Genomic DNA, 22,790 nt, shown 5'->3' on the forward strand with positions numbered 1-22,790 from the left:
GTTCAGGAGAGCAGCTCGACGAGCTGCGCCTTCGTCAGCCGCGAATAGCCGGTGTGACCCTGCTCCCGGGCGCGCCCCCGTAGAGCGACGACCGAGAGGGTCGCGAGGTCGTCGGACGCCGACTCGTGGTCATCGTCGACGTCCGGCGCGGCCGCGGTCTCGGGCTCAGCCACGGGCTCGAGCTCGATGACGGCCTCGATGAGCTCGTCCACTGCGGGGTCCTCGACACCAGCTGCGTCGGCATCCACCGGCGACGGCGCCGAGGTCTTCTTCGCGCGCTTGGGCGCCGCCTTCGCGACCTTCCGACCGAAGGCGTCCTCACCCGCGGACTTCTTCTTCGCGGCCGCGGCTTTCTCGGCCGCCTTCTTCTCGGCGGCCCGCTTCTCACCGGCCTTCTCGGACTTCTTCTTCGCCTTCTTGGCGGCCTTCTTCTGCTCGCGCGCGAGGGCGGTCTCGGTCGCGGTCAGAGCGCGATCCGCGGCCTTCCCGGCACGCTTGGCAACCTTCCTGGGATGCTTGCGCACGGCTTTCTTCGAGACGTCCGAGGCGTCCTTGGCATCTTCGGCGACCTCTCGCAGCTGCTTCGCGCGCTTGGGCGGCAGCGTCTTCGCGGCCTGCTTCGCGAACCGTGCTGCGGCGGCGGCGTCTTCCAGCGCAGAGAGCGCCTTGCGCTCGGGCTTCGTCGTCTTGCTCATGGGCTGAACCCTATCGGGCGCGGGTGAACGGGCCAGGGGCGAGCACCGCGCGGCGTCCATTCAGGCGCATCGACGTCCGGATCCCGTTCACCTTCCGTTCATCTCCTGAGCGCAGTCTCGTAAGGGTCGCTGTCTACCGTCTCGGTCGAGCCCCCTACGGGGTTCTCAACCCTGACACCCGAAGGATCCACACAGTGAAGATCTCCCGCATCGCCCAGCTGGGCGCTGTCGCCGCCATCGCGGCTCTCACTCTCGCCGGCTGCGCCTCGAACGAGGCGGGCGGTTCGTCCGCTCCGGCCGGCGACGACACGTCGGCGCTCTCGGGCACGCTGAACGGCTCGGGTGCGACCTCGCAGCAGGTCGCGATCCAGGCGTGGACCGCTGAGTTCCAGACGGCCAACCCGGACGTCACCGTCAACTACGACCCCCAGGGCTCGGGCACGGGCCGCGAGTCGTTCCAGTCGGGCGCCGTGCAGTTCGCCGGCTCGGACCGTCCCTTCAGCATCGAGGAGATCGAGGCCGGTCCGTTCGACGCGTGCGTCGAGGGCTCGGACCTCGTCGAGATCCCCGCCTACGTCTCGCCCATCGCGATCGCGTTCAACCTCGACGGTGTCGACTCGCTCGACCTCGACGCGGCCACGATCGCCGGCATCTTCGCCGGCACGATCACGAACTGGAACGACTCCGCGATCGCCGCGACCAACGACGGCGTCGAGCTCCCCGACCTCGCGATCACGCCGGTGCACCGCTCGGACAAGTCGGGCACGACGGCCAACTTCACCGACTACCTCTCGCAGGCCGCCGGTGACGTCTGGACGTACGGCTCGGTCGAGGAGTGGCCGATCCAGGGCGGCGAGGCTGCTCAGGGCACCTCCGGCGTCGTCAACGCGATCAAGGGCGGCAACGGCACGATCGGCTACGCCGACCACTCGCAGACGACCGACCTGAGCGCCGTGAACGTCCAGGTCGGCTCCGAGTGGGTCGAGCCGTCGGCGGAGGGTGCCGCGACGGCACTCGACGCGTCGGCGATCGAGGACGGCCGCGCGCCGACCGACCTCGCGTTCGCGATCGACCGCACGACCGAGGAGTCGGGCGCCTACCCCGTCCTGCTCGTCAGCTACCTCATCGGCTGCGTCGAGTATCAGGATGCCGATGCCGCCGCGCTCGTGAAGGGCTTCTTCACGACCGCCGTCAGCGACGCCGGTCAGCAGACCGCAGCCGAGAACGCCGGCAGCGCCCCGATCTCGGCTGAGCTCGCCGCTCAGTCGCAGGAAGCGATCGACCAGATCAAGTAAGACCGCACGTCTCGGCCCCGGATCGCGTCCCCATGGCGATCCGGGGCCGAGCGCCGGACAAGCCCATCCACCCGAACAAGAACGGACGACATGACCGCCGCCCCCGCCGAGACGAAGATCGCGGCCAAGCAGCGTCCCGGTGACAGATGGTTCTCGGGCACGGCGCTCGCCGCCGGGTCGATGATCCTCGTCACGCTCGCCGCCGTCGCCATCTTCCTGATCATCCAGTCGATCCCGGCGATGGGCGCGACCTCCGACGACGCGTCGCTGCTGACCACGAACTTCTGGGACTACGTCTGGCCGCTGCTGTTCGGCACCATCTGGGCAGCCCTCCTGGCCCTCCTCATGGCGGTGCCGCTCTCCTTGGGCGTCGCTCTGTTCATCACGCACTACGCTCCGCGGCGGATCGCGCAGGGCCTCGGCTACATCGTCGACCTCCTCGCCGCCGTCCCCTCGGTCGTCTTCGGCCTCTGGGGCATCCTCGTCCTCGCGCCGGCCGTCCAGCCCGTCTACGTCTGGCTCAACCAGAACGTGGGCTGGTTCCCGCTGTTCTCGGGCGACGTCTCGGCGACCGGCCGCACGATCTTCACAGCATCCATCGTCCTGGCCGTCATGGTCGTGCCGATCATCACCGCCATCTGCCGTGAGATCTTCCTGCAGACGCCCGTCCTCCACGAGGAGGCGGCGCTCGCACTCGGCGCCACGCGCTGGGAGATGATCCGCATGGCGGTCCTGCCCTTCGGCCGCAGCGGCATCGTGTCGGCCTCGATGCTCGGCCTCGGCCGCGCGCTCGGCGAGACGATGGCCGTCGCGATGGTGCTCTCGGCCACCGGCACAGTGACCTTCCAGCTCTTCACGTCGACGAACCCGTCGACGATCGCGGCGAACATCGCCCTGACGTTCCCCGAGGCCTACGGGACGAACATCAACGTCCTGATCGCGACCGGCCTCATCCTGTTCGTCGTGACCTTCGCGGTCAACTTCATCGCCCGGTGGATCGTCAACCGCCGCAAGGAATTCTCGGGGGCCAACTGATGACCATGACCGCGACGCCTCCACGTCCGACGCTCTCCGCGCCGCGCTCGAAGCTGACGACAGGACACCTCCCCGCCTGGTCGGTGTGGAGCATCCTCGCCGGATCGCTCCTGGCGATGCTCGCCGTCTTCGGCATCATGGCGATCGGCTCGGAAGAGCCGATCAACCTCGCCGGCTGGCTGGTCTCGAGCGCCCTGCTCTACCTCGTCCTCATCTTCACGATCTCGACGATCATCGAGAGCCGCCGCAAGGCCGTCGACCGCCTCGTGACGGGTGTCGTCACGTCGGCGTTCGCGATCGCCATGGTGCCGCTCATCTCGGTCGCCTGGACGGTCGTCGTCAACGGCATCGCGCGATTCGACGCGGAGTTCTTCAGCTCGTCGATGCGCAACGTCGTGGGCGAGGGCGGCGGCGTGCTGCACGCCATCGTCGGCACCGTGCTCATCACGGGCATGGCGGCGCTCATCTCGATCCCGATCGGCCTCATGGCCGCGATCTACCTCGTCGAGTACGGCGAGGGCAAGCGCCTGGGTCGCGGCATCACGTTCCTCGTCGACGTGATGACCGGCATCCCGTCCATCGTCGCGGGCCTCTTCGCGTACGCGCTGTTCGCCCTGTTCCTCGGCCCCGGCATCCGCATGGGCTTCATGGGCTCGATCGCGCTCTCGGTGCTCATGATCCCCGTCGTCGTGCGCTCGACGGAGGAGATGCTGCGGCTCGTGCCCAACGAACTGCGCGAGGCGTCTTACGCGCTGGGCGTCCCGAAGTGGCGCACGATCGTCAAGGTCGTGCTCCCCACCTCGATCGCGGGCATCACGACCGGCATCATGCTCTCGATCTCGCGCGTCATCGGCGAGACGGCGCCGCTGCTCATCACGGCGGGGTTCACGAACAGCATGAACTACGACCTCTTCAGCGGCCGTATGCAGACGCTCCCCGTCTTCACGTACACGGAGTACGCCAACCAGGGCATCCCGCCCGAGGCCTACACCGACCGCGCGTGGGCCGCGGCTCTCACGCTCATCCTGATCGTCATGGTGCTGAACCTCATCGCGCGCATCGTCGCGAAGGTGTTCTCGCCCAAGACCGGTCGCTGACCTCTCAACCCGAAAGAATCCAGCCTTGTCCAAGAGCATCGAAGTCAACGACCTCAACGTCTACTACGGCGACTTCCTCGCCGTCGAGGGCGTGTCCCTCGCGATCGAGCCGCGCAGCGTCACGGCCTTCATCGGCCCGTCCGGCTGCGGCAAGTCGACCTTCCTGCGCACGCTCAACCGCATGCACGAGGTCATCCCGGGGGCCCGCGTCGAGGGCGAGGTGCTCCTCGACGGCGACAACCTCTACGGTCCCGGCGTCGACCCCGTCCTCGTGCGCCGCCAGGTCGGCATGGTGTTCCAGCGCCCCAACCCGTTCCCCACGATGTCGATCAAGGAGAACGTGCTCGCCGGCGTCAAGCTGAACAACAAGCGCATCTCGAGGTCGGACGCGGACGCGCTCGTCGAGAAGTCGCTGCGCGGCGCGAACCTCTGGAACGAGGTCAAGGACCGCCTCGACAAGCCCGGCTCGGGCCTCTCGGGCGGTCAGCAGCAGCGTCTGTGCATCGCGCGCGCGATCGCCGTATCGCCCGACGTGCTCCTCATGGACGAGCCGTGCTCGGCCCTGGACCCGATCTCGACCTACGCGATCGAGGAGCTCATCGGCGAGCTGAAGACCGAGTACACGATCGTCATCGTGACGCACAACATGCAGCAGGCATCGCGCGTCTCGGAGCGGACGGCGTTCTTCAACATCTCCGGCACCGGCAAGCCCGGCAACCTCATCGAGTACGACGACACGAAGAACATCTTCACGTCGCCGTCCGTCCAGGCCACCGAGGACTACGTCTCCGGCCGCTTCGGCTGAGCGCCGGAGGCGCTCAGCGCCCAGCGGCGGAGAATGTGAACGACGCGCCGGTTGAATACCGGCGCGTCGTTCACATTCTCCGCACTTGCGCACGCCCGTCCGCTCCTCCCAGGTCACGTCGCAGCAAACGGCGATCCACGGATCAGGCACTGGCGTGCTGCGACGAGTGGATCGGCTCCCACACTGACGGGATGTGCTCCGGAACACCGATCCTGACCACCTCCGAGCTGCTCGCCGGCGGTCACACGCGGCGCTCGATCAAGACTTCGCTTGAAGCGGGCGACCTGGCGCGCCTGCGGCGGGGCGTCTATGCGACGCCTCATGCATGCAAGGCGGCCCGCGTGGCCGGGACTCATGGCGGAAGCATGGCGTGCGTCACGGCCGCTCGGCACCTCGGCCTCTGGGTGCTGAGCTCCGATGCAACCGTTCACGTGAGCCTTCGAACCGGAGGGCACAGTCACGCGCACACGGACTGCCGGTGCGTCGAGCACTGGGATGACACGCGGGCCAGGCGCTCGTTCGCCGTCCCACCGGTGACGCGCATCCTGCGCCAGATCCTCGGATGCCTCGGCACAGAGGAGTTCTTCGTCGCAGTCGAGTCGGCCCTGCGTAAGGGCCTTCTCACTGAGACGGGTCTCGATTGGCTTCGACGCAACTCCAACAGGCGAGGAAGGCGCGCACTCCGACTGGTCCGATGGGATGCCGATAGCGGCCTGGAGTCGCTCTTGCGATGGCGCCTGCGGCGCTATCGCCTCGAGGTGCGGACACAGGTCGCGATTCCCTCGACGGGGCAGGTCGATCTGCTCATCGGGAACCGACTCATCGTGGAAGCTGACGGTCGAGAGAACCACGAGGAGGCCGGACTGCGTCACAAGGATCTGACGCGCGACGCCCACGCGGCGATGTGGGGCTATGACACGCTTCGGTTCGACTACGCGATGATCGTGCACGACTGGGATCTCGTCGAACTCGCGATCCTCGGTCGTCTTGGCCTTCTTGCCTGAGTGATGTGCTCTGCCGCGGAGATTGTGTACGGACCGCCGATCGCGCATCGGCGTGTTGTCCACAATCTCCGCAGTTCGGCACCGCAGACAGCACCGCACCCGCACGGCCCTCAGTCGCGGGGGCTGAGCAGGTAGCGGTTGAAGGATGCTGTGAGCTCGCCGTCGACCGGCAGATCAGCGCCGTCGATCGCGCGCACGGGCGCGGCGAGCCGCACGCTCGAGACGAGCCACGCGGCATCCGCCTTCGCGAGGTCGGAGACCGGGATCATCGAGTAGCCGACCTCGCGTCCTTCGGCGCGCAGGTGCTCGAAGAGGCTCAGCTGCGTCGTGCCGTGCAGGATCGCACCCGACGGCTCGGGCGTCACGAAGCGGTCGCGGAACCGCAGGATGACGGACGCCGTGGGAGCCTCCAGCACGAAGCCGTCGGACGAGACGAAGATCGCGTCATCCGCTCCCCGCCGCTTCGCCTCGCGGAGCGCGGCCATGTTGACGGCATAGGACAGGGTCTTGGCGCCCAGCAGCAGCCACGGCGCGCGGGCCGGCGCCTCGCTGTCGAAGCCGCGATCGAGCGTGACGACGCGGATGCCGTGCGTCCGCGGGGCCGTGTTGTCCGCCGCCTGCGCGGCCGTCACCCAGGCGGTGGGCGCCGGGCCGTGCTCCACGCCGCGGCTCAGGATGAGCTTGATGACGCCCTCGCCTGACGCGGGGCTCTCGGCGGCGGCCCGCGCGACGGCCTGGCGCCACTGCTCGGCGTGCGGCATCGGCAGGTCGCACAGGCGCGCCGAATGAGCCAGCCGATCCAGGTGCGCCTCGACCTCCTGGGGGTGGCCGTCCACGACGCCGATCGACTCGAAGATGCCGTCGCCGCGCTGCGTGCTCAGCTCACCCACGCTCAAGGCGGGCGTCGCCGGGTCGATGACGGTGAACGTCTCGGCGAAGTCGGTGCGGGTGTCGCCGGCAGCCGCCGGCTCGATCATGAGGGCGAAGCGCCAGGTCATGCCATCGAGCCTAGAGAAAGAAGTTGCCGGGCCGCAGAACGCCTCTCGGCGCAAGGCCGCTCGCAGCGGCAGAAGATGGAGCCCGGGGTTACTGCGGCCCGGCCATCACAGTCTAACGGAGGCCGGGCCGCGCGTATTCCGTTCTCGCGCAATCGTCTGACCCGCAACCGACCGCGAGACTTCACGTTCGGGGCGCGACACGCCGGTGCCGGCCCCCATTCGTGAAGTCTCACGCCGAAGCGGACAGGGCTCAGGTCAGAGCATCCCGTCGCCAGAGAGCCGCGCACGCCGCGAGGTCGCCCGCGTAGTCGGAGAGCCGCAGCGCGCGCGTCGTGAACGCCGAGGCCCGCTCGGGCTCGGTCGGCTCGTAGTCGTCAGCGAGGTGGGTGGCACCCGACGCCTGCACGCGGCAGAAGGCCGCGGCGCGATCGAGGGCGACCGCGAAGTCGCCCTCGAACAGGCCCCGGAGGATCGTGTCGATGAGCGTCACGAGCTCGTCGGGTCCCGCCGGGACGGGCGCTCCCGCGACGACGGGATCCGCCGAGTCGAGCTCGGCTCTCCCCCGCTCGTACAGCAGGGCCGCCGTCTGCGCGTCGTCGTGGATCATGAGCTGCAAGAGGTACAGCCGCCACAGCGCGCCCGGGAGCGTCTTGGCGGGCGACCGCGACCACAGCTCGGCGAGGTCGTCGATGCCGTGCACATCGGTGAAGGCGACGAGGCGGTCGACGACCTCCCCGCTCGGGTCCTGCCTGACTCGCGAGAGCAGCGCGTGCGCCGTGGAGTGCGCGATGCGCGAGACCTCGGCGGGGTCCTCCGCAGCGAAGCGCCGATCGAAGAGCTCGCCCGGCCGCCGGACAGGCTTGTGGAAGTCCCTCGAATCGCTGCTCACTCGCTCCAGGCTACCGGCGGCCACGAGCGCGGGTTCCTGGTTGCGCGCCGGCACCATCCATGGCAGGCACATGACCGCGTCGACCCGTCCCGCGCCGGATCAGGCCTGGTTGATGCGGATGTGGTTTCCCGCGGGGTCGCGGAACGCGGCATCCCGAGGCCCCCACGCCTGCTCGATGGGCTCCTGGAGGACCTCCGCACCGGAGGCGCGCAGGCGCTCGAAGGTCGCGTCGAGGTCGTCCGTCGTGAAGACGTGCGGGCCGGGGCCCGAGCCCTTGACGACGAGGCGCTGCAGCGCGTCGCCGTCCTCCGGCGAGCGGCCCGCGGTCGGGTCGGAGATGACCAGGGCGAGCCCCGGCTGACCCGGGAATCCGAAGCTGACCCAGCGGTGCCCGTCGTACGCGACGTCGTTGACGACCTCGAGTCCGAGTCCGTCCCGGTAGAACGGGATGGCCGCGTCGACGTCGTCGACCGTGATGGGGCTGAAAGCGAGATTGATCTTCGTCATGACTGCCACGCTACGGATCGGCGGGCGCAGGCGCTTCTCCGAAACTGCTCGGATCGCCAGGCGTCAGACGTACCGCGCGGGACGCGTCAGGATCCTCGCGATGCACAGCGGCATCGCCTCGGCTGCCTCGTGCGGGCGGGATCGGTACGACGAGGGCGTCTCGCCGACGATCTCGGTGAAGGTCGAGCTGAACGATCCGAGCGAGGTGGCCCCGACGGCGGTGCACGCATCCGTCACAGAGGCACCGGCGCGCAGCAGCGCCATGGCGCGCTCGATGCGCCGCGTCATGAGGTAGGCATAGGGCGTCTCGCCGTAGGCCGCCTTGAACTCGCGGGAGAAGTGCGCGGGAGACATGAAGGCCTTCGCCGCCATCGTGGGGACGTCCAGGGGCTGCGCGTACTCGCGGTCCATGAGGTCGCGAGCGCGACGCAGGTGCCGCAGCGTCTGCGTGGACTGCTCTGGGCGACCGGATGCCGAGGCCACGCCTGGCAGACTACCCGCCCTCGCAGGACCTCAGGCCGTGGGAAGCGCGACGATGGGATCGGACGTCGGCTGACCCGTCGGCGAGCCGCCCTCCGGCTCGACGGTGACGGCGATGATGTCGCCCTCCTCCACCGCGCCGTCCAGCAGCGTCGTCGCCGCGCCGGCGTCGTCGGTGTCGAACTGTCCGGCCGACACTGCGGTGTCGCCGCGCACGAACCACAGCTCGTAGGTCTCGCCCTCCGGAGCGGACTCGAGGCCGGTCGTCACGACGACCGCCTTGCCGACCGCCTCCGACCAGTGCGCCGTCGCGGTGCCGCCGCCCGCCACCTCGGCCGTTACGGCCTGAGAGTCAGCGGCCGCCTCGATCTCATTGAGCGCCGCGACCGAGGCCGGCTGGCGCAGGCTGTCGCCGATCGTCCCCGCGACCGTTCCGAGGGCGATGAGCAGGACGAAGGATGCTGCCAGCGCGAGCAGTCCCCGCGTCCAGTTCCTCCGGCTGACGGTCTGCAGCGCCTCCGTCGTGAGGGGCGGCTCAGCCGGCCGCTCCGCGCCGTGCTCCGAGCCCGCTGCGTCGGGCAGCATGGCGACCGGCGCCTCGCCGCCCGAGACGCGCGCCAGGACGGCGGCGCGGACGTGCGCGGGGGGTTCGACCTCGGCGACGCCGTCGGCGAGGTCGGCGGCGGTGGCAGCATCCGACTCGACGATCGACGCCCATTCCGGATGCTCCGCAAGGGCGGACCGGAAGGCCGCGTCGTCTTCCGGCGAGAGGGCGTCGAGCGCGTGCCCGGCGGACAGCTCTGCGAACTCGTGGATGTTCACGCCGTCACCCCCATCTCGGTCCGCAAGCGGGACAGGCCATCCCGCATCCTCGTCTTGACCGTGCCCAGCGGCGCCCCCACGAGCGCCGCGATCTCGCTCTGGCTGTAGCCGCCGAAGTATGCCAAGGTGATCGCCTCGCGCTGGGGATCCGGCAGGGCCGCGAGCGCCCGGACGACCCGACCGCTCTCGATCCGCAGCTCGACCTGCTCGGCGACGCCGTCATGCGGGACGTCCACATCGCGCGCGCCGATCCGGCGGTCCCGATCGGTCGTCGACTGCGCCGAGCGCACGCGGTCGACAGCCCGCCGATGTGCGATCGTCAGCACCCATGCGCGCCCCTGACCCTTGTTCGGAGCGAACCGGTCTGCGGATTGCCACACCTCGAGGAAGACCTCCTGCAGCACTTCCTCGCTCTGCGCGCGATCGACGAGCATCCGCAGGATCAGTCCGAAGACCCGTCCCGCGAGCATGTCGTAGAGCCGGGCGAAGGCCTCGTCGTCGCCCGCCGCGGTCCGCACGAGGAGGCGCGCGACATGGTCGACGGCATCCGTGCCCTCCTCGGGCACCTCCACCCCGTCGATCACCACACGCACCAGCATGCCCCAGCCGGTCGGTTCGGCCCTAGTGATGCGACGGCGCTGTCTCGCGCGGCGTTCGGCGAGTACACTCCCCGACGCCGCCGTTCTCGCCGCTGTCGGCTGCGTCAGAGCACCTCCGGCGAGGACTCGGCCGTCCTCATGGCTCGGGACCGCCAGTTGTCACCGATCCGCTCGAGGGTGACGATCGCGTGGCAGTCGCGGCACCGCACGTCGCACTTCGCGATCTCCTCCACGAGGATGCGGATGCCGAAGCCGTCGCGGACCTCTCGCATGACATCCTTGCGCTTCTCGGTTCCGGGGCGGTGGTCGAAGTCCAGGACACGCAGATCCGCGACTCCGCAGTCGACGCACGGATGCTGTCGCAGGTACTCCACGAGGAAGTCCTTGGCCTCCCGCCTGTGCGCGGCCGTGCGCTCGGCGATGGCTCGGACGTGCTTCTCGCGGTTGTCGCGGTAGTACGGTCGCGACGACTCGCGATTGCAGTCTCGGCACACCTCCTGGAGGCCGTCGGGACGGGACGCTTTCCGGTTGAACTCGGCGAGTGGCTTAGACTTCCGACAGGTGCCGCAGCGCTTCATCGCGACGCTCAACGCCCCCGTAGCTCAGAGGCAGAGCAACCGGCTTTTAACCGGTGGGTCGAGATATCGTAATTCTCCGGGGGCACCACGAAACCGTTCTACACCTCGGCTCCGACAAGCATCGCAGCAGCATCCTCGGCCGTCTCATGGCACGTCGGCTCAGCCAAGTCAAGCGGTTCAGACTCGGGCGGCCAGTGACTAGATTCGGCCTATGAGCCCTCGCGCCGGTGCCCGACCGGCATCCTGCACGACGACAGGCCGCAGATGACGGACCTCATGCACCACGACGCCGGCACGGGATCCATCCTCGACAGCCGTTACAGGCTCGACGAGAAGATCGGCGAGGGCGGCATGGCGCAGGTGTACCGCGCCGAGGACCTCTCGTTGCAGCGCACGGTCGCGATCAAGCTGATGCGCGGACCGACGGAGGGATCCCGGGAGCGCGACCGGGTGATCTCGGAGACGACGCTGCTCGCTTCGCTCAGCCATCCGTCGCTCGTCACCCTGTTCGACGCCCACATCTCCACGACCGAGCCGAGCTACCTCGTGATGGAGTACATCGAGGGCAAGACTCTCCGCGACCGACTGGATTCGGGGCCGCTCGGGTCCGACGAGGTCGCGGCGCTCGCGGTCGATCTCGCCGAGGCGCTCCACGTCGTCCACGAGAAGGGGGTCGTCCACCGCGACATCAAGCCCTCGAATGTCCTGCTCTGGCCCTCCCCGCTGCCCGACCGGGAGTTCCGCGCGAAGCTCACCGACTTCGGCATCGCGTACCTGCTCGATGCGACGCGCGTCACGGCGCCCGGGACCGTCATCGGCACGGCGGCCTACCTCGCACCCGAGCAGCTGAGGGGCGAGCCCCCGTCGACGGCCGCAGACGTGTACGGACTGGGCCTCGTGCTGCTCGAATCGCTGACGGGCCAGCGCGCCTTCGCCCACGCCGTGGGGCACGAGGCGATCGTCGCCCGGCTCGCCGTGTCGCCCACGGTGCCCGACGATCTGCCCGGCACGTGGCACGCGCTGCTCACGGCGATGACAGCATCCAATCCCGCCCGCAGGCCCACGGCACTGCAGATCGCGCTCGCAGCGACCGAGCTGCGGGAGCGGCATCCGTCCACCGGAGAAGTGCTCGCGGCGATCATGGACCCGGCGATCACGCCGAGCGAGACGCCCGTCGCCGCGGCATCCCAGCCGGGTGCCGCCATCGCCGGCGCTGCGATCCCGCCGCGGCCCGCCCCGCCGCTTCCCGAGGCGACGCACGCCGACGTGACGCACGCCGACACGACGCACGCCGACGCGACGCCCATCCCGGAGGCGACACCGGCCGGCGCGCCGCCCGACCCGACGCAGGCGTCCGACACCGAGACGCGGACGCATGTGTTCCCGGTCGAGGATGTCCCAGAAGCACCTGCCGCCGGGAAGCGCCGCACGACGATCCTCCTGATCGCGGCCGCCATCCTGCTCGCGATCGTGGCTGCGGTCGCCATCGGCATCGCGGCGGCGAACCAGGCGGAGCCTGAGCAGGCACCGCCCCTGCCCGCCATCGAGGAGCCGCTCGGAACGCACCTCGACGAGCTCTACGAAGAGGTGACGCCATGATGCGCCGTCGTGTCGCCGCATTCGCCGCAGGCGCGGCCCTCGTGGTCGGACTGTCGGGCTGCGCGGCATCGACCGGCCTCGACGCGGACGCGGGAGCTCAGATGCAGCAGTCGGTCGTCGAGGTCGCCGAAGCGGTCGCCGCGGGAGACGCGGCGGCCGCGGTCGCCGAGCTCGACGAGCTGCAGGCTCAGCTCGACGCCGCGATCAACAACGACGTCGTGTCGGCAGCGCGCGCCGCGCGGATCCAGGCCGCCATCGACGTCGCGCGCGACGACCTCGACGCCCTCGTCAATCCGGCTCCGGAGCCCAGTCCCACCCCCGAGGTCGTCCCGGGCGACGACGAGGGCGACGACACCGGCGAGGACGAGGGCGGGGACGAGGGCGGCGGAAACGACAACAGCGGCCCCGGCAACAACAACGGCAACGACGGCAATAACGGGAACGGCAACGGAAACAGCGGCAACAGCGGCAAAGGCAAGGGCTGACCCGATCAGAGCGCCGTCCGCGCGGTCCTTCTCGCCTGCGCGCTGAGGGCGTCGCCTCTCCGCTCGAGGAACTCCTCGAGCCGCGATCGGTCGACGCGGCCGATCTCGCGCAGCGCGACCCCGACGTTCGTCTGCACGAGGTGCTCGGGGTCGTCGGCGAGGATGTCGCACAGTGCGAGCGGGTCGTCGAGATCCCCCGCGCGGATGATCCAGAACGCCGCCGTGATCGACGTGCGCCGATGCCAGCGGTCGTCCGACCGCGCGAGCTCGAACAGGACGTCCCGCGGCTTGTCGAGCAGGTACCAGCCCACGACGCGCGGCGCCGAACGGTCGATGAAATCCCAGGTGTCGATGCGGTCGAGCCGCCGCATCCACAGCTCGTACAGCGCCTCGCGGTCGGCACCGCGCTTCCTGGCCTTGAAGTCGAGGATGCTGACGGCGACCATCCGCATCTCGTACGCGTCCGAGTCGAGCAGCCGATCCACTTCGTGAAGCGGCATCCCGCTCCCCTGCCTCGCGATCTCGAACACCGTGCCCATCCGCACGCCGATCACCGAGGTCGCCTGGTCGGTCATGCGCCGCTGGATCTTGGCGCGCTCGTCGACGGATGCTGTCGCCTCCAGAGCCGCGCGGACATCCTCCGCCGTGAGCAGCTCACTCACCGCCGAGCTCCCGCGACAGCTCGACCTCGGGCCCGTTCGGACCGTCGATCGTGCCGCCGGTGGGGTGGAACCCGATGCGCGCGTAGGCCGCTCGAGCGCGGGCGTTGTCGGCGTGGACGTCCAGGTGAACTCGCCTCGCACCCTGATCCCTGGCCCAGTCGAAGCCGGCGTGGAAGAGGCGGTCGATGAGGCCCGTGCCGCGGTGGGCGGGGCTGACGTACACGGCCACGGCGAGCGCCGTCCCCGCGGCCGGGATGCGGCCGAAGTAGTCGGGCACACCGGGCTCGGGGATGAGGATCGTGACAGTGCCGACCCATGCGGGACCGACCTCCGCGATGAACTGCGCCGAGCCGCCGGAGAGCGCGGCGCCGACGGCCCGGTCGTCCCAGTACTCGCGGGGCCGCGCGGCCGCGAGCTCGTAGGTGTCGAGGAACGCGATGCCGGCGGCGCGGTCGCTGAGCGCCTCGAGCCGGAGACTCCTCACCCGGTCGCCGTCGCTCGCGAGCACCCGGCGGACATGCGGCTCAGACACCCGACTCGGCGAGCTCGGCACCTGCGTGCGCGAGTTCGGCGAGGGCGGCCTCGCTCGATGCCTCGCCCACCCCGGCGATGAGGTCGGTCAGGACCCGCACATGCCGGCCGTGCTCGATCGCGTCGAGGGCCGACGCGCGCACGCAGTAGTCAGTCGCGAGCCCGCTGACGTCGACGTCGACGACCCCGTGCGCGTCGAGCAGCTCCGACACGGTCTCGCCGGCCTCCGTCGTCCCCTCGAAGAGCGAGTAGGCGGGCCTTCCCTGCCCCTTCTTGACGTGGTGCGTCACGGCGGAGGTGTCCAGGCCGGGGTCGTACTCGGCACCCTCCGTGCCGCTCACGCAGTGCGCGGGCCAGGTGTCGACGAAGTCGGGATCGCCGGTCGCGAAGTGTCCGCCGTTGTCGTTGTCGCCGTCATGCCAGTCGCGCGACGCGACGATGACCGCGTACTCCCCCGCGTGCGCCGCGAGGTGGCGCGAGATGCGCTCGGCGACAGCATCCCCTCCGGCGACGGCGAGCGCCCCGCCCTCGGTGAAGTCGTTCTGGACATCGACGACGAACAGCGCCTTGCTCATGCTCCGAGCGTACGCCGGGGCGCCGTGCCCGAACTCCTCAAGATCGGCCGGTTCCGGCTCCAGGAATCGCTTCCTGCTGCTCGGAGGCATCGGATCGAAGGAGTTCTGGACGGGGGTCGAAGGATGCCGGCCCCTCGGCATCCCGTCTCCACAGGCGCGAGGGCCACCAGATGGCGCGCCCGATGTCGTACGAGACGGCCGGCACGAGCAGCGACCGCACGACGAATGTGTCGAGCAGGACGCCGAACGCGACGATGAACGCGATCTGGGCGAGGAAGAGGATCGGGATGACGCCGAGCGCCGCGAAGGTCGCCGCGAGGACGAGCCCCGCCGACGTGATGACGCCGCCCGTCGCGACGAGCCCGCGCAGGATGCCGCGGCGCGTGCCGTGGACGAGCGACTCCTCGCGCACGCGCGACATCAGGAAGATGTTGTAGTCCACGCCGAGCGCGACGAGGAACACGAAGCCGTACAGCGGGACGGCGGGATCGGCGCCCGGGAATCCGAAGACCGCGTTGAAGACGATCGCGCTCACGCCCAGCGCCGCCGCGAACGACACGATGACGCTCAGGATGAGCAGGATCGGAGCCAGGACCGCGCGCAGAAGCAGCATGAGGATCAGCAGGATGACGCCCAGGACGACGGGGATGATGAGCGTCCGGTCGCGGATCGACGTGTCGTTCGAGTCGACGTCGGTCGCCGTCACGCCGCCCACGAGGGCCGTGTCGGTGCCGAGCTCGTCCTCGAGGGCGACGCGCAGGTCGCGCACCGTCTCCTCGGCCGCGGCCGAGTCGGCCGCATCGGTGAGCGTGCCGACGAGGAGGACGTCGCCCTCGGACACGGTCGGCTCCGGCGCGGTCGCCGAAGGCGGCCCGGGCACGCTCAGCACTGCTTCCCCGTCGCTCAGCTCGACGGTCGCCTGCCCGGTCGGCGAGTCGTCCGACACGACGGCGACGGATTCGATGCCGTCGCTGTCGGCGAGCACCGTCGCCGCGGCGGCGAGGTCCTCCTCCGGGACGATGACGTACACGGGGCTTCCCGATCCCGCGGGGAAGTGCTCCGCGAGCACCTCCTGCCCGTCGCGCGCCTCGGACGCGCCGAGCACGAGATCGCTCGTCGGCACGCCGTCGGCCTGGAGCTGCAGCATCCCCGCCGACGCGGTCAGGAGCACGGCGGTGCTGATGATCCACACGGGCCGTGCGCGACGCGCGACGAGCCGGGCCTGACGCGGCCAGAAGCCCTTCACGGGCTGCGTCAGGTCGTCCGGCAGCGGGTCGGCCGGCTTGGTCGGGATGAAGGGCCAGAAGGCAGCCCGGCCGAAGATCGCGAGCAGCGCGGGCAGGAACGTCAGCGCCGACAGCACGGCGAACGCGATGCCGATCGCCGCGATCGGCCCGAGCGCGCGGTTCGTCGCGAGGTCGGACAGCAGGAGGCACAGCAGGCCTGCGATGACCGTCCCGCCGGAGGCCACGATCGGCTCGAACGCACCGCGCCAGGCGCGGGTGACAGCATCCCATCGCCGCGCACCCTCCGCGATCGCCTCGCGGAACCGTGCGACGTAGAGCAGCGCGTAGTCCGTCGCGGCGCCGATCACGAGGATGAAGAGGATGCCCTGCACCTGTCCGTTGAGGACGACGATGCCCGCGTGGGCGAGCCACCACACCGTCAGGAGGGCGACGCACAGCGCGAAGGTCGAGGTGAGCAGCACGAGGACGGGCAGGAGCGGTGAGCGGTAGACGATCACGAGGATGACGAAGACCGCGAGCAGCGCGACGACGAGCAGGAGGCCGTCGATGCCGAGGAAGCCCTTCACGAGGTCGGCGGTGAAGCCCGCGGGTCCCGTGACCCAAGCCTCCAAGCCCGCCGGGAGGCTCTCGTCGATCATCGCGCGGAGCTCGTCGACGGTGCCGTCGACGTCGCCTCCCGTGTCGATCGGCACGAAGATCTGCGCCGCCTCGCCGTCATCCGAGACGATCGGGGGCGAGACGTCGTCCGTCACGCCGTCCAGAGTCGCGAACTCGTCCGCGAGCTCCTGAAGCCCGGCGAGATCGTCGTCGCTCAGCGTGCCGTCCCCCGTCACGACGACGACGGCCGGGATGCTGTCGCCTCCCACGAAGTCGGGAAGCCGCTCGCTCACCGCGGTCGCGTCGGCGCTCTCCGGGAGGTACGTCGACTGGTCGTTCGTCGAGACCTCGTCGACCTTGCCGAAGTACGGCCCTCCGATCGAGCCGCCCACGAGCCACACCAGGATCAGCAGGACGGGGATGCCGATCCGCAGCCATCGCGTGGGCTGACGGAGTTCGTGGTGAGCGGCGCGAAGCTCGCGGCGAGTCGACATATCGCTAGCTTATCTAGCAATATCGGTTCCGTGACAACCACGTCCTAGGGTGAGTCGGGATGTTCCCTGCATTCCTCGCGCTCGGCGGAGCGCTCGTCTACGGCTCGGCGGACTTCCTCGGCGGCCTCGCCGCCAAGCGCCTGCGCTCGATCGTCGTGACCGCCGTCGCCGCTGCGACGGGGCTCGTCCTGCTGCTCGGCGCCTACCCGTTCGTCGGCGGGCAGTGGAGCGCCGCCGACGTCGCGTGGGGCGTGCTGTCGGGCTTCACAGGGGCGATCGCGATCGTCCTGCTCTACGCGTGCCTCGCGATCGGGCCGATGAGCATCCTGTCGCCCCTGACGGCCGTCGTCTCGGCGGTCCTCCCCATCGCGTGGGGACTCGCGGTGGAGGGCGAGTCGCTCTCGTGGATCGGCTACGCCGGCCTCGTCATCGCGCTCGTCGCCGTCGTGCTCGTGGGCTTCGTTCCCGGCGAGAAGGTCGTGCGTCCCAGCATCCGGGGACTCGTCTATGCGACCGGCGCGGGCCTCGCCCTGGGCGCGTTCCTCATCGTCATCGACCGGACCAGCGACGAGAGCGGCGTCGTGCCGCTCATGGTCAACCGCACGGTGAGCGCGATCCTCACGACAGCCGCAGTGGGGGTGCTCGCGATCGCCGCGGTCCGCGCCGGGCGCCGCGCGTCGAGCGTCTTCTCCGCGACCGCCGCGCACCTCGGCGCGACGCCGACCGGTCACGCCGACCTCGAGCATGCGCACGTCCATCCCGCGCAGGCTGCGGTGACGGCATCCCGGACGTCCGCGTGGTGGCTCGCGATCGGATGCGGGATCCTCGACGCCCTCGCGAACGTCGTGATCCTCTCCGCCCTGCGCATCGGCGACCTGGCGATCGTGTCCGCGCTCACGGCGATGTACCCCGCCGGCACGATCCTGCTCGCCGCCGTCGTGCTGCGCGAGCGCATCGCGCCGGTGCAGTGGCTCGGGCTGGGACTGGCTCTGGCAGCGGGCGGGATGCTGGCGCTCGGCTGATCCCCCGGGCACCGTGTCATACCGGGTTTCGGTGCGGCGCCGGCGGTGCCGCCATGATTCCGACCCGGCCGCGAGAGGTCGCGTCAGCCGCGGACGAAGAGCAGGATCCAGGAGGTGATGAGCGCCACGATCCCGAGCGCGAAGAGCCCGGCTGCGAGCAGCGAGACGGCACGCACGGCGGGTGAGCCGTGGGTCAGCCGCATGCGGTTGGGTGTCCCGCGGCGGTAGAAGATGTCGGCCATGTCGTGCCCGGCGACCTTGTGCGCCTGCTCATGGTTCAGGTGCGCGGCGTTGACCCCGCCGTCGGCATCGAACCAGCGCACGAGCGAGCCGCCGTCGTTGTGCTCGACGATCGCCCGCGCAGGCAGCCACGTGCCGTCGGCCAGCTTGAGGATCAGGGCCACCAGGCCGAGGAGGATTCCTGCGCCGATGCCGACCCACGAGAAGATCTCGATCACGGCGTCGATCGCGTGGTCCATCGGCTCCTCGTCCGGATACGGGCGAGGCCCGCTGGCGAGCGGGCCCCGGGAGACCTGGACTTGACCGCGGACTGCCGCCGGATCCGTCCCCTGTGTCGAGCACCAGCGTAGCCGATCCCCCGCCGCTCCCCGGGCACGTCGGAGGGCGCTGCGCCGTCAGCCGAGCCGCTGGCCGAGCCAGTCGCGCGCTCGCGCGACAAGGCGCACGGCCATGTCGGAATCGGGGGCCCACGCCTCGAATCCGTGCGGCGCGCCGCTGATGGTCTCGAAGGTGACGTCGACCCCCGCCTCGGCCAGCCGCTGGGCGTAGTCGCGATCCTCATCGAAGAAGAGCTCGATGTCCGAGGAGTAGAGCCAGGTGGCGGGCAGCCCCGTGAGGTCCTCCCGCCGTGCCGCGGCCGCGTAGCGGGGCAGCGCGGGCGCTCCCACACGATCGCCGAGGTACGAGCGCCAGCCGACCAGGTTCGAGCGGTTGTTCCAGACGAAGTGGCCCTCGGCATCGCGGGTGCGGTTCGCCGCCGTCCGGTCGTCGATCATGGGGCAGAAGAGCCACTGCGCAGCGATCGACACTCCTTCGTCGTGAAGGCGCTGGACGAGTGACGCCGCCAGTCCCCCACCGGCGCTCTGCCCGCCGACGGCGATCCGATCCGTGTCGATCCCGAGTTCGGCGGCGTGGCGCAGCATCCATGAGAACCCGTTCGCGCAGTCCTCGAGCGGGGTCGGGAACGGATGCCTCGGCGCGAGCCGGTAATCGACCGAGACCACCGTCGCACCCGTCGCGAGCGCCGTTTCGGCGCACATCCGATCGTCGACGGCGGCGGAGCCGAGGACCAGCCCGCCGCCGTGGATCCAGAGCAGGCCGGCACCGGATGCCTCGGACGGCGTGTACACGCGCACACGCGCGTCGCGCCGGACGATCCGCCGCTCGACACCGTCGATCCGCGTCCCGGGGGCCAGCCCCGACAGAGTGGCGAACATCCACCTGTTGAAGCCGTTCTCGAGCTTCAGGACGGGCGCCTTCTCCGTCGCGGCGCGCAGCGACGGGTCGACCTGTGCGATTTCCACGTGCTCTCCTTCGAGTCGAGGTACCTTCGGCTGGTCGATCGATTCGACGGCGCCGAAGGAATACGATACGCATCGTCTCGTAATTACGGAAGAGGTCCGATGGCCGCTCGACGAGGTCCCAAGCGCAGCGAGGCAGCGCGGCTCGCGATCCTCGAGGCCGCCGCGGCCGAGCTGAGCTCGCACGGGTATGAAGGTGTCCGGATGGAGGCGATCGCCGCTCGGGCAGGGGTGGGCAAGCAGACCGTGTATCGCTGGTGGCCGTCGAAGGGCGCGGTCATCGCCGACTGCCTGGCCGAGGGCATGATCCCGCCTCTCGCCTACGCGCCGTCGGACACGGGTGACGTCATCGCGGACATCACGCGCTGGGTCGAGGAGGCGATCGCCCTGATCGACGACGATGGCCGCCGCGGACTCATGCGCGGCCTGCTCGCGGCGGCGCTGGAGAGCCCCGCCGTGGCGCAGGCAGAGGCCGTCTCGAGCCCCGTCGCCGACCTCAGAGCACGCTTCGCCGCCGCGCAGGAGGCGGGGCAGCTGCGGCCAGACGCCGACATCGACACCCTGGCGGTCGCGATCAACGGATGCCTCGTCCTGCGCGTGCTGGAGCCGGGCCCCTCCCAGCCAGACGCCGCCCAGCGCATCGTGCGCACGCTGCTGCCGGGGGCTCAGCCCGAAGCAGCGAGCACGTAGCGGTCGAAGCGAGCAGGCCTGGGTCAGCCCTGCGAGCGGACGAGCTCGTTTCTCGGCGCGACCTTCCCGGGCCTCATGCTGAGCCGCGCGCGGCGGAAGACCCCGACCGGTCTTCCGCGCGGGCCCTCACGATGGGTGTTCGCGGCGACCACGGCATGCTGCCCAGGTATCGGACCGTCTCGAGTGCGGTCGCCTCGCCCGGATCGCGACTGCTGATCAGCGCGAAGTTGCCGTGTGCGTCGGTGATGAGCTCATCCACACCCGCGCCTGCCGCGCTCAGCAGCGGAAGCGCGTCGGACAGCCGGCTGCCGATCCACACCGACCGGAGCGTGGGGGCCGACCCGCCTTCGAGGTCCCCGAACGTTCCCGGCGTGCCGAGCACGAGGAACCTCGTGATCGATCCCGACAGGTCGTCGACTTCTCGCTCGAGCACCCGCAGGCCGTGCGCCTCCGCCTTTCCTGCTCCCGCGAGAGCGACAGCCGGAGACGAGGAGGCGGCCACCTGTTCGAGGGCTGCGGTGGTCGACGCGGTCTCGACGGGGCGCAGTCCCATGCGCCGGACGTAGTCCAGGCATTGGGCGAGCGCTTGAGGATGGCTGTAGACGGTCGCGCCCCGAAGCTCGTCGACGGCCGCGCCGACAGAGGTGTAGGCGTCGAATCTCACCGCGACATCGATGACACCACCGGCGACGATGGGAGCGGGGTTCGCGAGCAGCGCTCTGACCGCGCGCGTGACAAGGCCGGACGCCGAGCTGGACAGCGGAATGACGCCGATCGCACCGTTGGCGACAGCATCCAGGACCTCCTCGAATCCCGGGACGTCCTCGATCTCCGCATCCGCGCCCAGGCGGGAGGTCAGCTGGGCTGCGGCGGTCTCGGAGAAGGTTCCGGCGGGTCCGAGGTAGACGATTCGGCGCGCCGATCCGGAGAGGAACCGTCGCGAGACCCCCAACGGCCAACGGTAGACGGAGCCGATGTGATCGCGGACCTGTTCGATCGCGGAGTCGATCGAGCGATCCGCTCGGATGCCGAACCTCACGACCACCGAGCGCTGCCCCGTTCGGACCACCTCGTCCACGAGAACGGCGTCGGAGATGCCGCCCATCTCGCGGACAGCCTGCAGAACGCCCGCCCCGGAGATCGACTCCGGGACGAGGAAGCGCACGTCGCGCGGGATGCGGGCAAGCCACTCGTCCAGCACGACATCCAGTTCCGCCGGGGAGAGCACCGTCACGTGACCCAGGGACAGGAGGGTGCGGGCGGGTCTCTTCGTCACCCCGATGCGCGCCGCGTTGTCGACGCCCGGTCCGACCAGAAGCGCCGCCCGGCCTTTCGACCCCACGAGAAGCTCCTCGATCTCCACTGAGGTCGACGAGAGTTCATGTATGCGGCCGACATGGACTCTGGGGTTCGGGGCCGAACGCGCCAAACCGACCAGCCCTCCGGTCGCTCGGATCTCGGCGAGCTCGGCGCGCACCCGCTGGGCCGTCCCGATCGTCTGTGCCGCGACGGATCGGAGCGATTCGAAGAACGACCCCGAGAACTGGGAGCGCACCTGCTGGATCCAGCGGCCGGTGTCGGCGGTGCTCGGCGCATCGGGTGCGATTCTGTGCAGAGCGTCTTCGAGGGCCTCCGTCCGCTCGGGGCGAGCGAGAGCCTCCTGAATGACGCTGATCATCGCCTGCTGCCGCGGCTCGAGCACGCGGACGGCGAGTCCGAGGAGGGCCTCGAACAGCGGGGTGCGCGCGAGCCAGAGGTCATCCTCTATGTCGAGGCCGGATGCACCGACGGCTTCCGCGAAGGCGATGAGGTGTCGGTGGGTGAGCGCCTGCACGACCGACATCGTCCGATCGTGCTCCTCGGCCGTCCCCACTTTCATGACGGCGCCCGCCGCGTCGACCATCGATACGACGCGCGGGTCTGCCTTGGATCCAGCAGGCGCGAGGTAGATCGTCTGCCCGAACGCTGTCGGAGCCGCCGCATCGTTGAGCGCATGCACTCCGGTCACGACATCGCGGGGCCAACCACCCTGCAGCGCGACCTCGAGCGAGGTCGCCAAGCCCGCCACCGACACCAGCACCGAGGTCGGCGCGGGCACGACGGCATGAAGGGCCCGGACCACCTGTGGCAGCGCTGACGGCGGCACAGCGATGCAGATCGTCACGTCGTCCGAATCGGCCGGGAACGATCGCTGGGCGGAGCGTGACGTCGCGCCCGGATCGAGCTCGAACGACAGCGAGAGCCCATCGGCGGTCTCGATCGATTGACCGAAGCTGAGACGGCAGTCGAACGACCATTCGAGGTCCCGCAGCCCCGTGCGCGAACGATCGGAGTCGATCAGGTATGCATGGTCCCACTCAGCCCTGCTCAGGACGTGCTCGGCGAGCCAGCGGCCGCTTCCGAGTGCGGCGCCGACCACGACCAGCACACGCCGTGGGGTCCCCTGTCCGGTTACAGCCACGGCGATCCCTTCCTGCCGCACAGGGGCGCGAGGCGATCCGCCGCCGTCAGAGGTTCGCGCAGGGCGTCTGCGGGCGACCCGG

24 protein-coding genes and 1 tRNA gene are annotated in these 22,790 nt (G+C 70.1%); 10 read left to right on the plus strand and 15 right to left on the minus strand.

Annotated features, from left to right (window positions below; all coding sequences use genetic code 11):
• Positions 1-2: 2 nt before the first annotated feature.
• Positions 3-695 (minus strand): hypothetical protein, encoded by a 693-nt coding sequence (locus ABZ477_RS03620; protein ID WP_360128028.1) that lies wholly within the window; start codon positions 693-695, stop codon positions 3-5.
• Positions 696-889: 194 nt separating this feature from the next.
• Here ABZ477_RS03620 and pstS point away from each other — a divergent pair, with 194 nt between their 5' ends.
• The 5 genes from pstS to ABZ477_RS03645 all read left to right on the plus strand — a co-directional run bounded on the left by pstS (position 890) and on the right by ABZ477_RS03645 (position 5,931).
• Positions 890-1,990, plus strand: coding sequence for a phosphate ABC transporter substrate-binding protein PstS (gene pstS, locus ABZ477_RS03625; RefSeq protein WP_360128031.1), 1,101 nt, complete (start codon positions 890-892; stop codon positions 1,988-1,990).
• Between the two features lie 90 nt (positions 1,991-2,080).
• Positions 2,081-3,025, plus strand: a complete 945-nt coding sequence (gene pstC, locus ABZ477_RS03630; protein ID WP_360128034.1) for a phosphate ABC transporter permease subunit PstC — start codon at positions 2,081-2,083, stop codon at positions 3,023-3,025.
• On the plus strand, positions 3,025-4,122 hold the full coding sequence (gene pstA / locus ABZ477_RS03635) for a phosphate ABC transporter permease PstA (RefSeq protein WP_360128037.1): 1,098 nt from the start codon (positions 3,025-3,027) through the stop codon (positions 4,120-4,122). The genes pstC and pstA overlap by 1 nt, the downstream gene beginning before the upstream one ends.
• Positions 4,123-4,147: 25 nt before the next feature.
• A complete protein-coding gene (pstB, locus tag ABZ477_RS03640; protein ID WP_360128041.1) occupies positions 4,148-4,927 on the plus strand; it encodes a phosphate ABC transporter ATP-binding protein PstB in 780 nt (259 codons plus the stop codon).
• 35 nt (positions 4,928-4,962) lie between these two features.
• Positions 4,963-5,931, plus strand: coding sequence for a type IV toxin-antitoxin system AbiEi family antitoxin domain-containing protein (locus ABZ477_RS03645; RefSeq protein WP_360128043.1), 969 nt, complete (start codon positions 4,963-4,965; stop codon positions 5,929-5,931).
• Between the two features lie 110 nt (positions 5,932-6,041).
• On the opposite strand, the gene ABZ477_RS03650 is transcribed toward ABZ477_RS03645, so the two are convergent.
• From ABZ477_RS03650 to ABZ477_RS03680, 7 genes are all read right to left on the minus strand, one after another.
• Complete coding sequence (locus ABZ477_RS03650) at positions 6,042-6,929, minus strand: aminodeoxychorismate lyase (protein ID WP_360128046.1); 888 nt, start codon at positions 6,927-6,929, stop codon at positions 6,042-6,044.
• Between the two features lie 250 nt (positions 6,930-7,179).
• Positions 7,180-7,818 carry a DNA-directed RNA polymerase subunit beta gene (locus tag ABZ477_RS03655; protein ID WP_360128049.1) on the minus strand — a complete coding sequence of 213 codons (639 nt, stop codon included), beginning with the start codon at positions 7,816-7,818 and terminating at the stop codon, positions 7,180-7,182.
• A 99-nt stretch (positions 7,819-7,917) separates the two neighbouring features.
• A complete protein-coding gene (locus tag ABZ477_RS03660) occupies positions 7,918-8,325 on the minus strand; it encodes a VOC family protein (protein WP_360128052.1) in 408 nt (135 codons plus the stop codon).
• 63 nt (positions 8,326-8,388) lie between these two features.
• Positions 8,389-8,736, minus strand: coding sequence for a helix-turn-helix transcriptional regulator (locus ABZ477_RS03665; RefSeq protein ID WP_360129790.1), 348 nt, complete (start codon positions 8,734-8,736; stop codon positions 8,389-8,391).
• A gap of 102 nt (positions 8,737-8,838) precedes the next feature.
• On the minus strand, positions 8,839-9,627 hold the full coding sequence (locus ABZ477_RS03670) for an anti-sigma factor (protein WP_360128055.1): 789 nt from the start codon (positions 9,625-9,627) through the stop codon (positions 8,839-8,841).
• Positions 9,624-10,226 (minus strand): ECF RNA polymerase sigma factor SigK, encoded by a 603-nt coding sequence (sigK, locus tag ABZ477_RS03675; RefSeq protein WP_360128058.1) that lies wholly within the window; start codon positions 10,224-10,226, stop codon positions 9,624-9,626. Before sigK ends, ABZ477_RS03670 begins: the two co-directional genes overlap by 4 nt.
• A 104-nt stretch (positions 10,227-10,330) precedes the next feature.
• On the minus strand, positions 10,331-10,720 hold the full coding sequence (locus tag ABZ477_RS03680; protein ID WP_360128061.1) for a hypothetical protein: 390 nt from the start codon (positions 10,718-10,720) through the stop codon (positions 10,331-10,333).
• Positions 10,721-10,817: 97 nt separating this feature from the next.
• On the opposite strand from ABZ477_RS03680, the gene ABZ477_RS03685 reads away from it, so the two are divergent.
• From ABZ477_RS03685 to ABZ477_RS03695, 3 genes are all read left to right on the plus strand, one after another.
• Positions 10,818-10,892 (plus strand) — tRNA-Lys (locus tag ABZ477_RS03685).
• A gap of 176 nt (positions 10,893-11,068) precedes the next feature.
• The gene (locus tag ABZ477_RS03690; RefSeq protein WP_360128064.1) at positions 11,069-12,403 is read left to right on the plus strand and encodes a serine/threonine-protein kinase; all 1,335 of its coding nucleotides are present in this window, start codon (positions 11,069-11,071) and stop codon (positions 12,401-12,403) included.
• Positions 12,400-12,888, plus strand: coding sequence for a hypothetical protein (locus ABZ477_RS03695; protein WP_360128067.1), 489 nt, complete (start codon positions 12,400-12,402; stop codon positions 12,886-12,888). Before ABZ477_RS03690 ends, ABZ477_RS03695 begins: the two co-directional genes overlap by 4 nt.
• A gap of 5 nt (positions 12,889-12,893) precedes the next feature.
• Here the strand turns inward: ABZ477_RS03695 and ABZ477_RS03700 are convergent, their stop codons facing one another.
• The 4 genes from ABZ477_RS03700 to ABZ477_RS03715 are packed head-to-tail and all read right to left on the minus strand — an operon-like array spanning position 12,894 to position 16,994.
• Positions 12,894-13,550, minus strand: a complete 657-nt coding sequence (locus ABZ477_RS03700; protein ID WP_360128070.1) for a DNA alkylation repair protein — start codon at positions 13,548-13,550, stop codon at positions 12,894-12,896.
• Positions 13,543-14,082, minus strand: a complete 540-nt coding sequence (locus tag ABZ477_RS03705; protein ID WP_360128073.1) for a GNAT family N-acetyltransferase — start codon at positions 14,080-14,082, stop codon at positions 13,543-13,545. The genes ABZ477_RS03700 and ABZ477_RS03705 overlap by 8 nt, the downstream gene beginning before the upstream one ends.
• Complete coding sequence (locus ABZ477_RS03710) at positions 14,075-14,656, minus strand: isochorismatase family protein (protein WP_360128076.1); 582 nt, start codon at positions 14,654-14,656, stop codon at positions 14,075-14,077. The genes ABZ477_RS03705 and ABZ477_RS03710 overlap by 8 nt, the downstream gene beginning before the upstream one ends.
• A 37-nt stretch (positions 14,657-14,693) precedes the next feature.
• Positions 14,694-16,994, minus strand: coding sequence for an efflux RND transporter permease subunit (locus ABZ477_RS03715; protein WP_360128079.1), 2,301 nt, complete (start codon positions 16,992-16,994; stop codon positions 14,694-14,696).
• Positions 16,995-17,053: 59 nt separating this feature from the next.
• Between ABZ477_RS03715 and ABZ477_RS03720 the strand changes: the two genes are divergently transcribed.
• Positions 17,054-18,016: an EamA family transporter gene (locus ABZ477_RS03720; RefSeq protein WP_360128082.1), complete on the plus strand. Its 963-nt coding sequence runs from the start codon at positions 17,054-17,056 to the stop codon at positions 18,014-18,016.
• Positions 18,017-18,099: 83 nt separating this feature from the next.
• Here ABZ477_RS03720 and ABZ477_RS03725 read toward each other — a convergent pair whose 3' ends face one another.
• Positions 18,100-18,495, minus strand: a complete 396-nt coding sequence (locus ABZ477_RS03725; RefSeq protein WP_360128085.1) for a hypothetical protein — start codon at positions 18,493-18,495, stop codon at positions 18,100-18,102.
• A 156-nt stretch (positions 18,496-18,651) separates the two neighbouring features.
• Positions 18,652-19,560: an alpha/beta hydrolase gene (locus tag ABZ477_RS03730; RefSeq protein ID WP_360128088.1), complete on the minus strand. Its 909-nt coding sequence runs from the start codon at positions 19,558-19,560 to the stop codon at positions 18,652-18,654.
• A 99-nt stretch (positions 19,561-19,659) separates the two neighbouring features.
• Here ABZ477_RS03730 and ABZ477_RS03735 point away from each other — a divergent pair, with 99 nt between their 5' ends.
• Positions 19,660-20,247, plus strand: a complete 588-nt coding sequence (locus tag ABZ477_RS03735; RefSeq protein ID WP_360128091.1) for a TetR/AcrR family transcriptional regulator — start codon at positions 19,660-19,662, stop codon at positions 20,245-20,247.
• A gap of 73 nt (positions 20,248-20,320) precedes the next feature.
• Here ABZ477_RS03735 and ABZ477_RS03740 read toward each other — a convergent pair whose 3' ends face one another.
• Positions 20,321-22,708 carry a prephenate dehydratase domain-containing protein gene (locus ABZ477_RS03740; RefSeq protein ID WP_360128094.1) on the minus strand — a complete coding sequence of 796 codons (2,388 nt, stop codon included), beginning with the start codon at positions 22,706-22,708 and terminating at the stop codon, positions 20,321-20,323.
• Positions 22,709-22,790: the final 82 nt, after the last annotated feature.

Source organism: Microbacterium sp. NPDC019599 (genome assembly GCF_040632175.1).
Classification (GTDB): domain Bacteria; phylum Actinomycetota; class Actinomycetes; order Actinomycetales; family Microbacteriaceae; genus Microbacterium.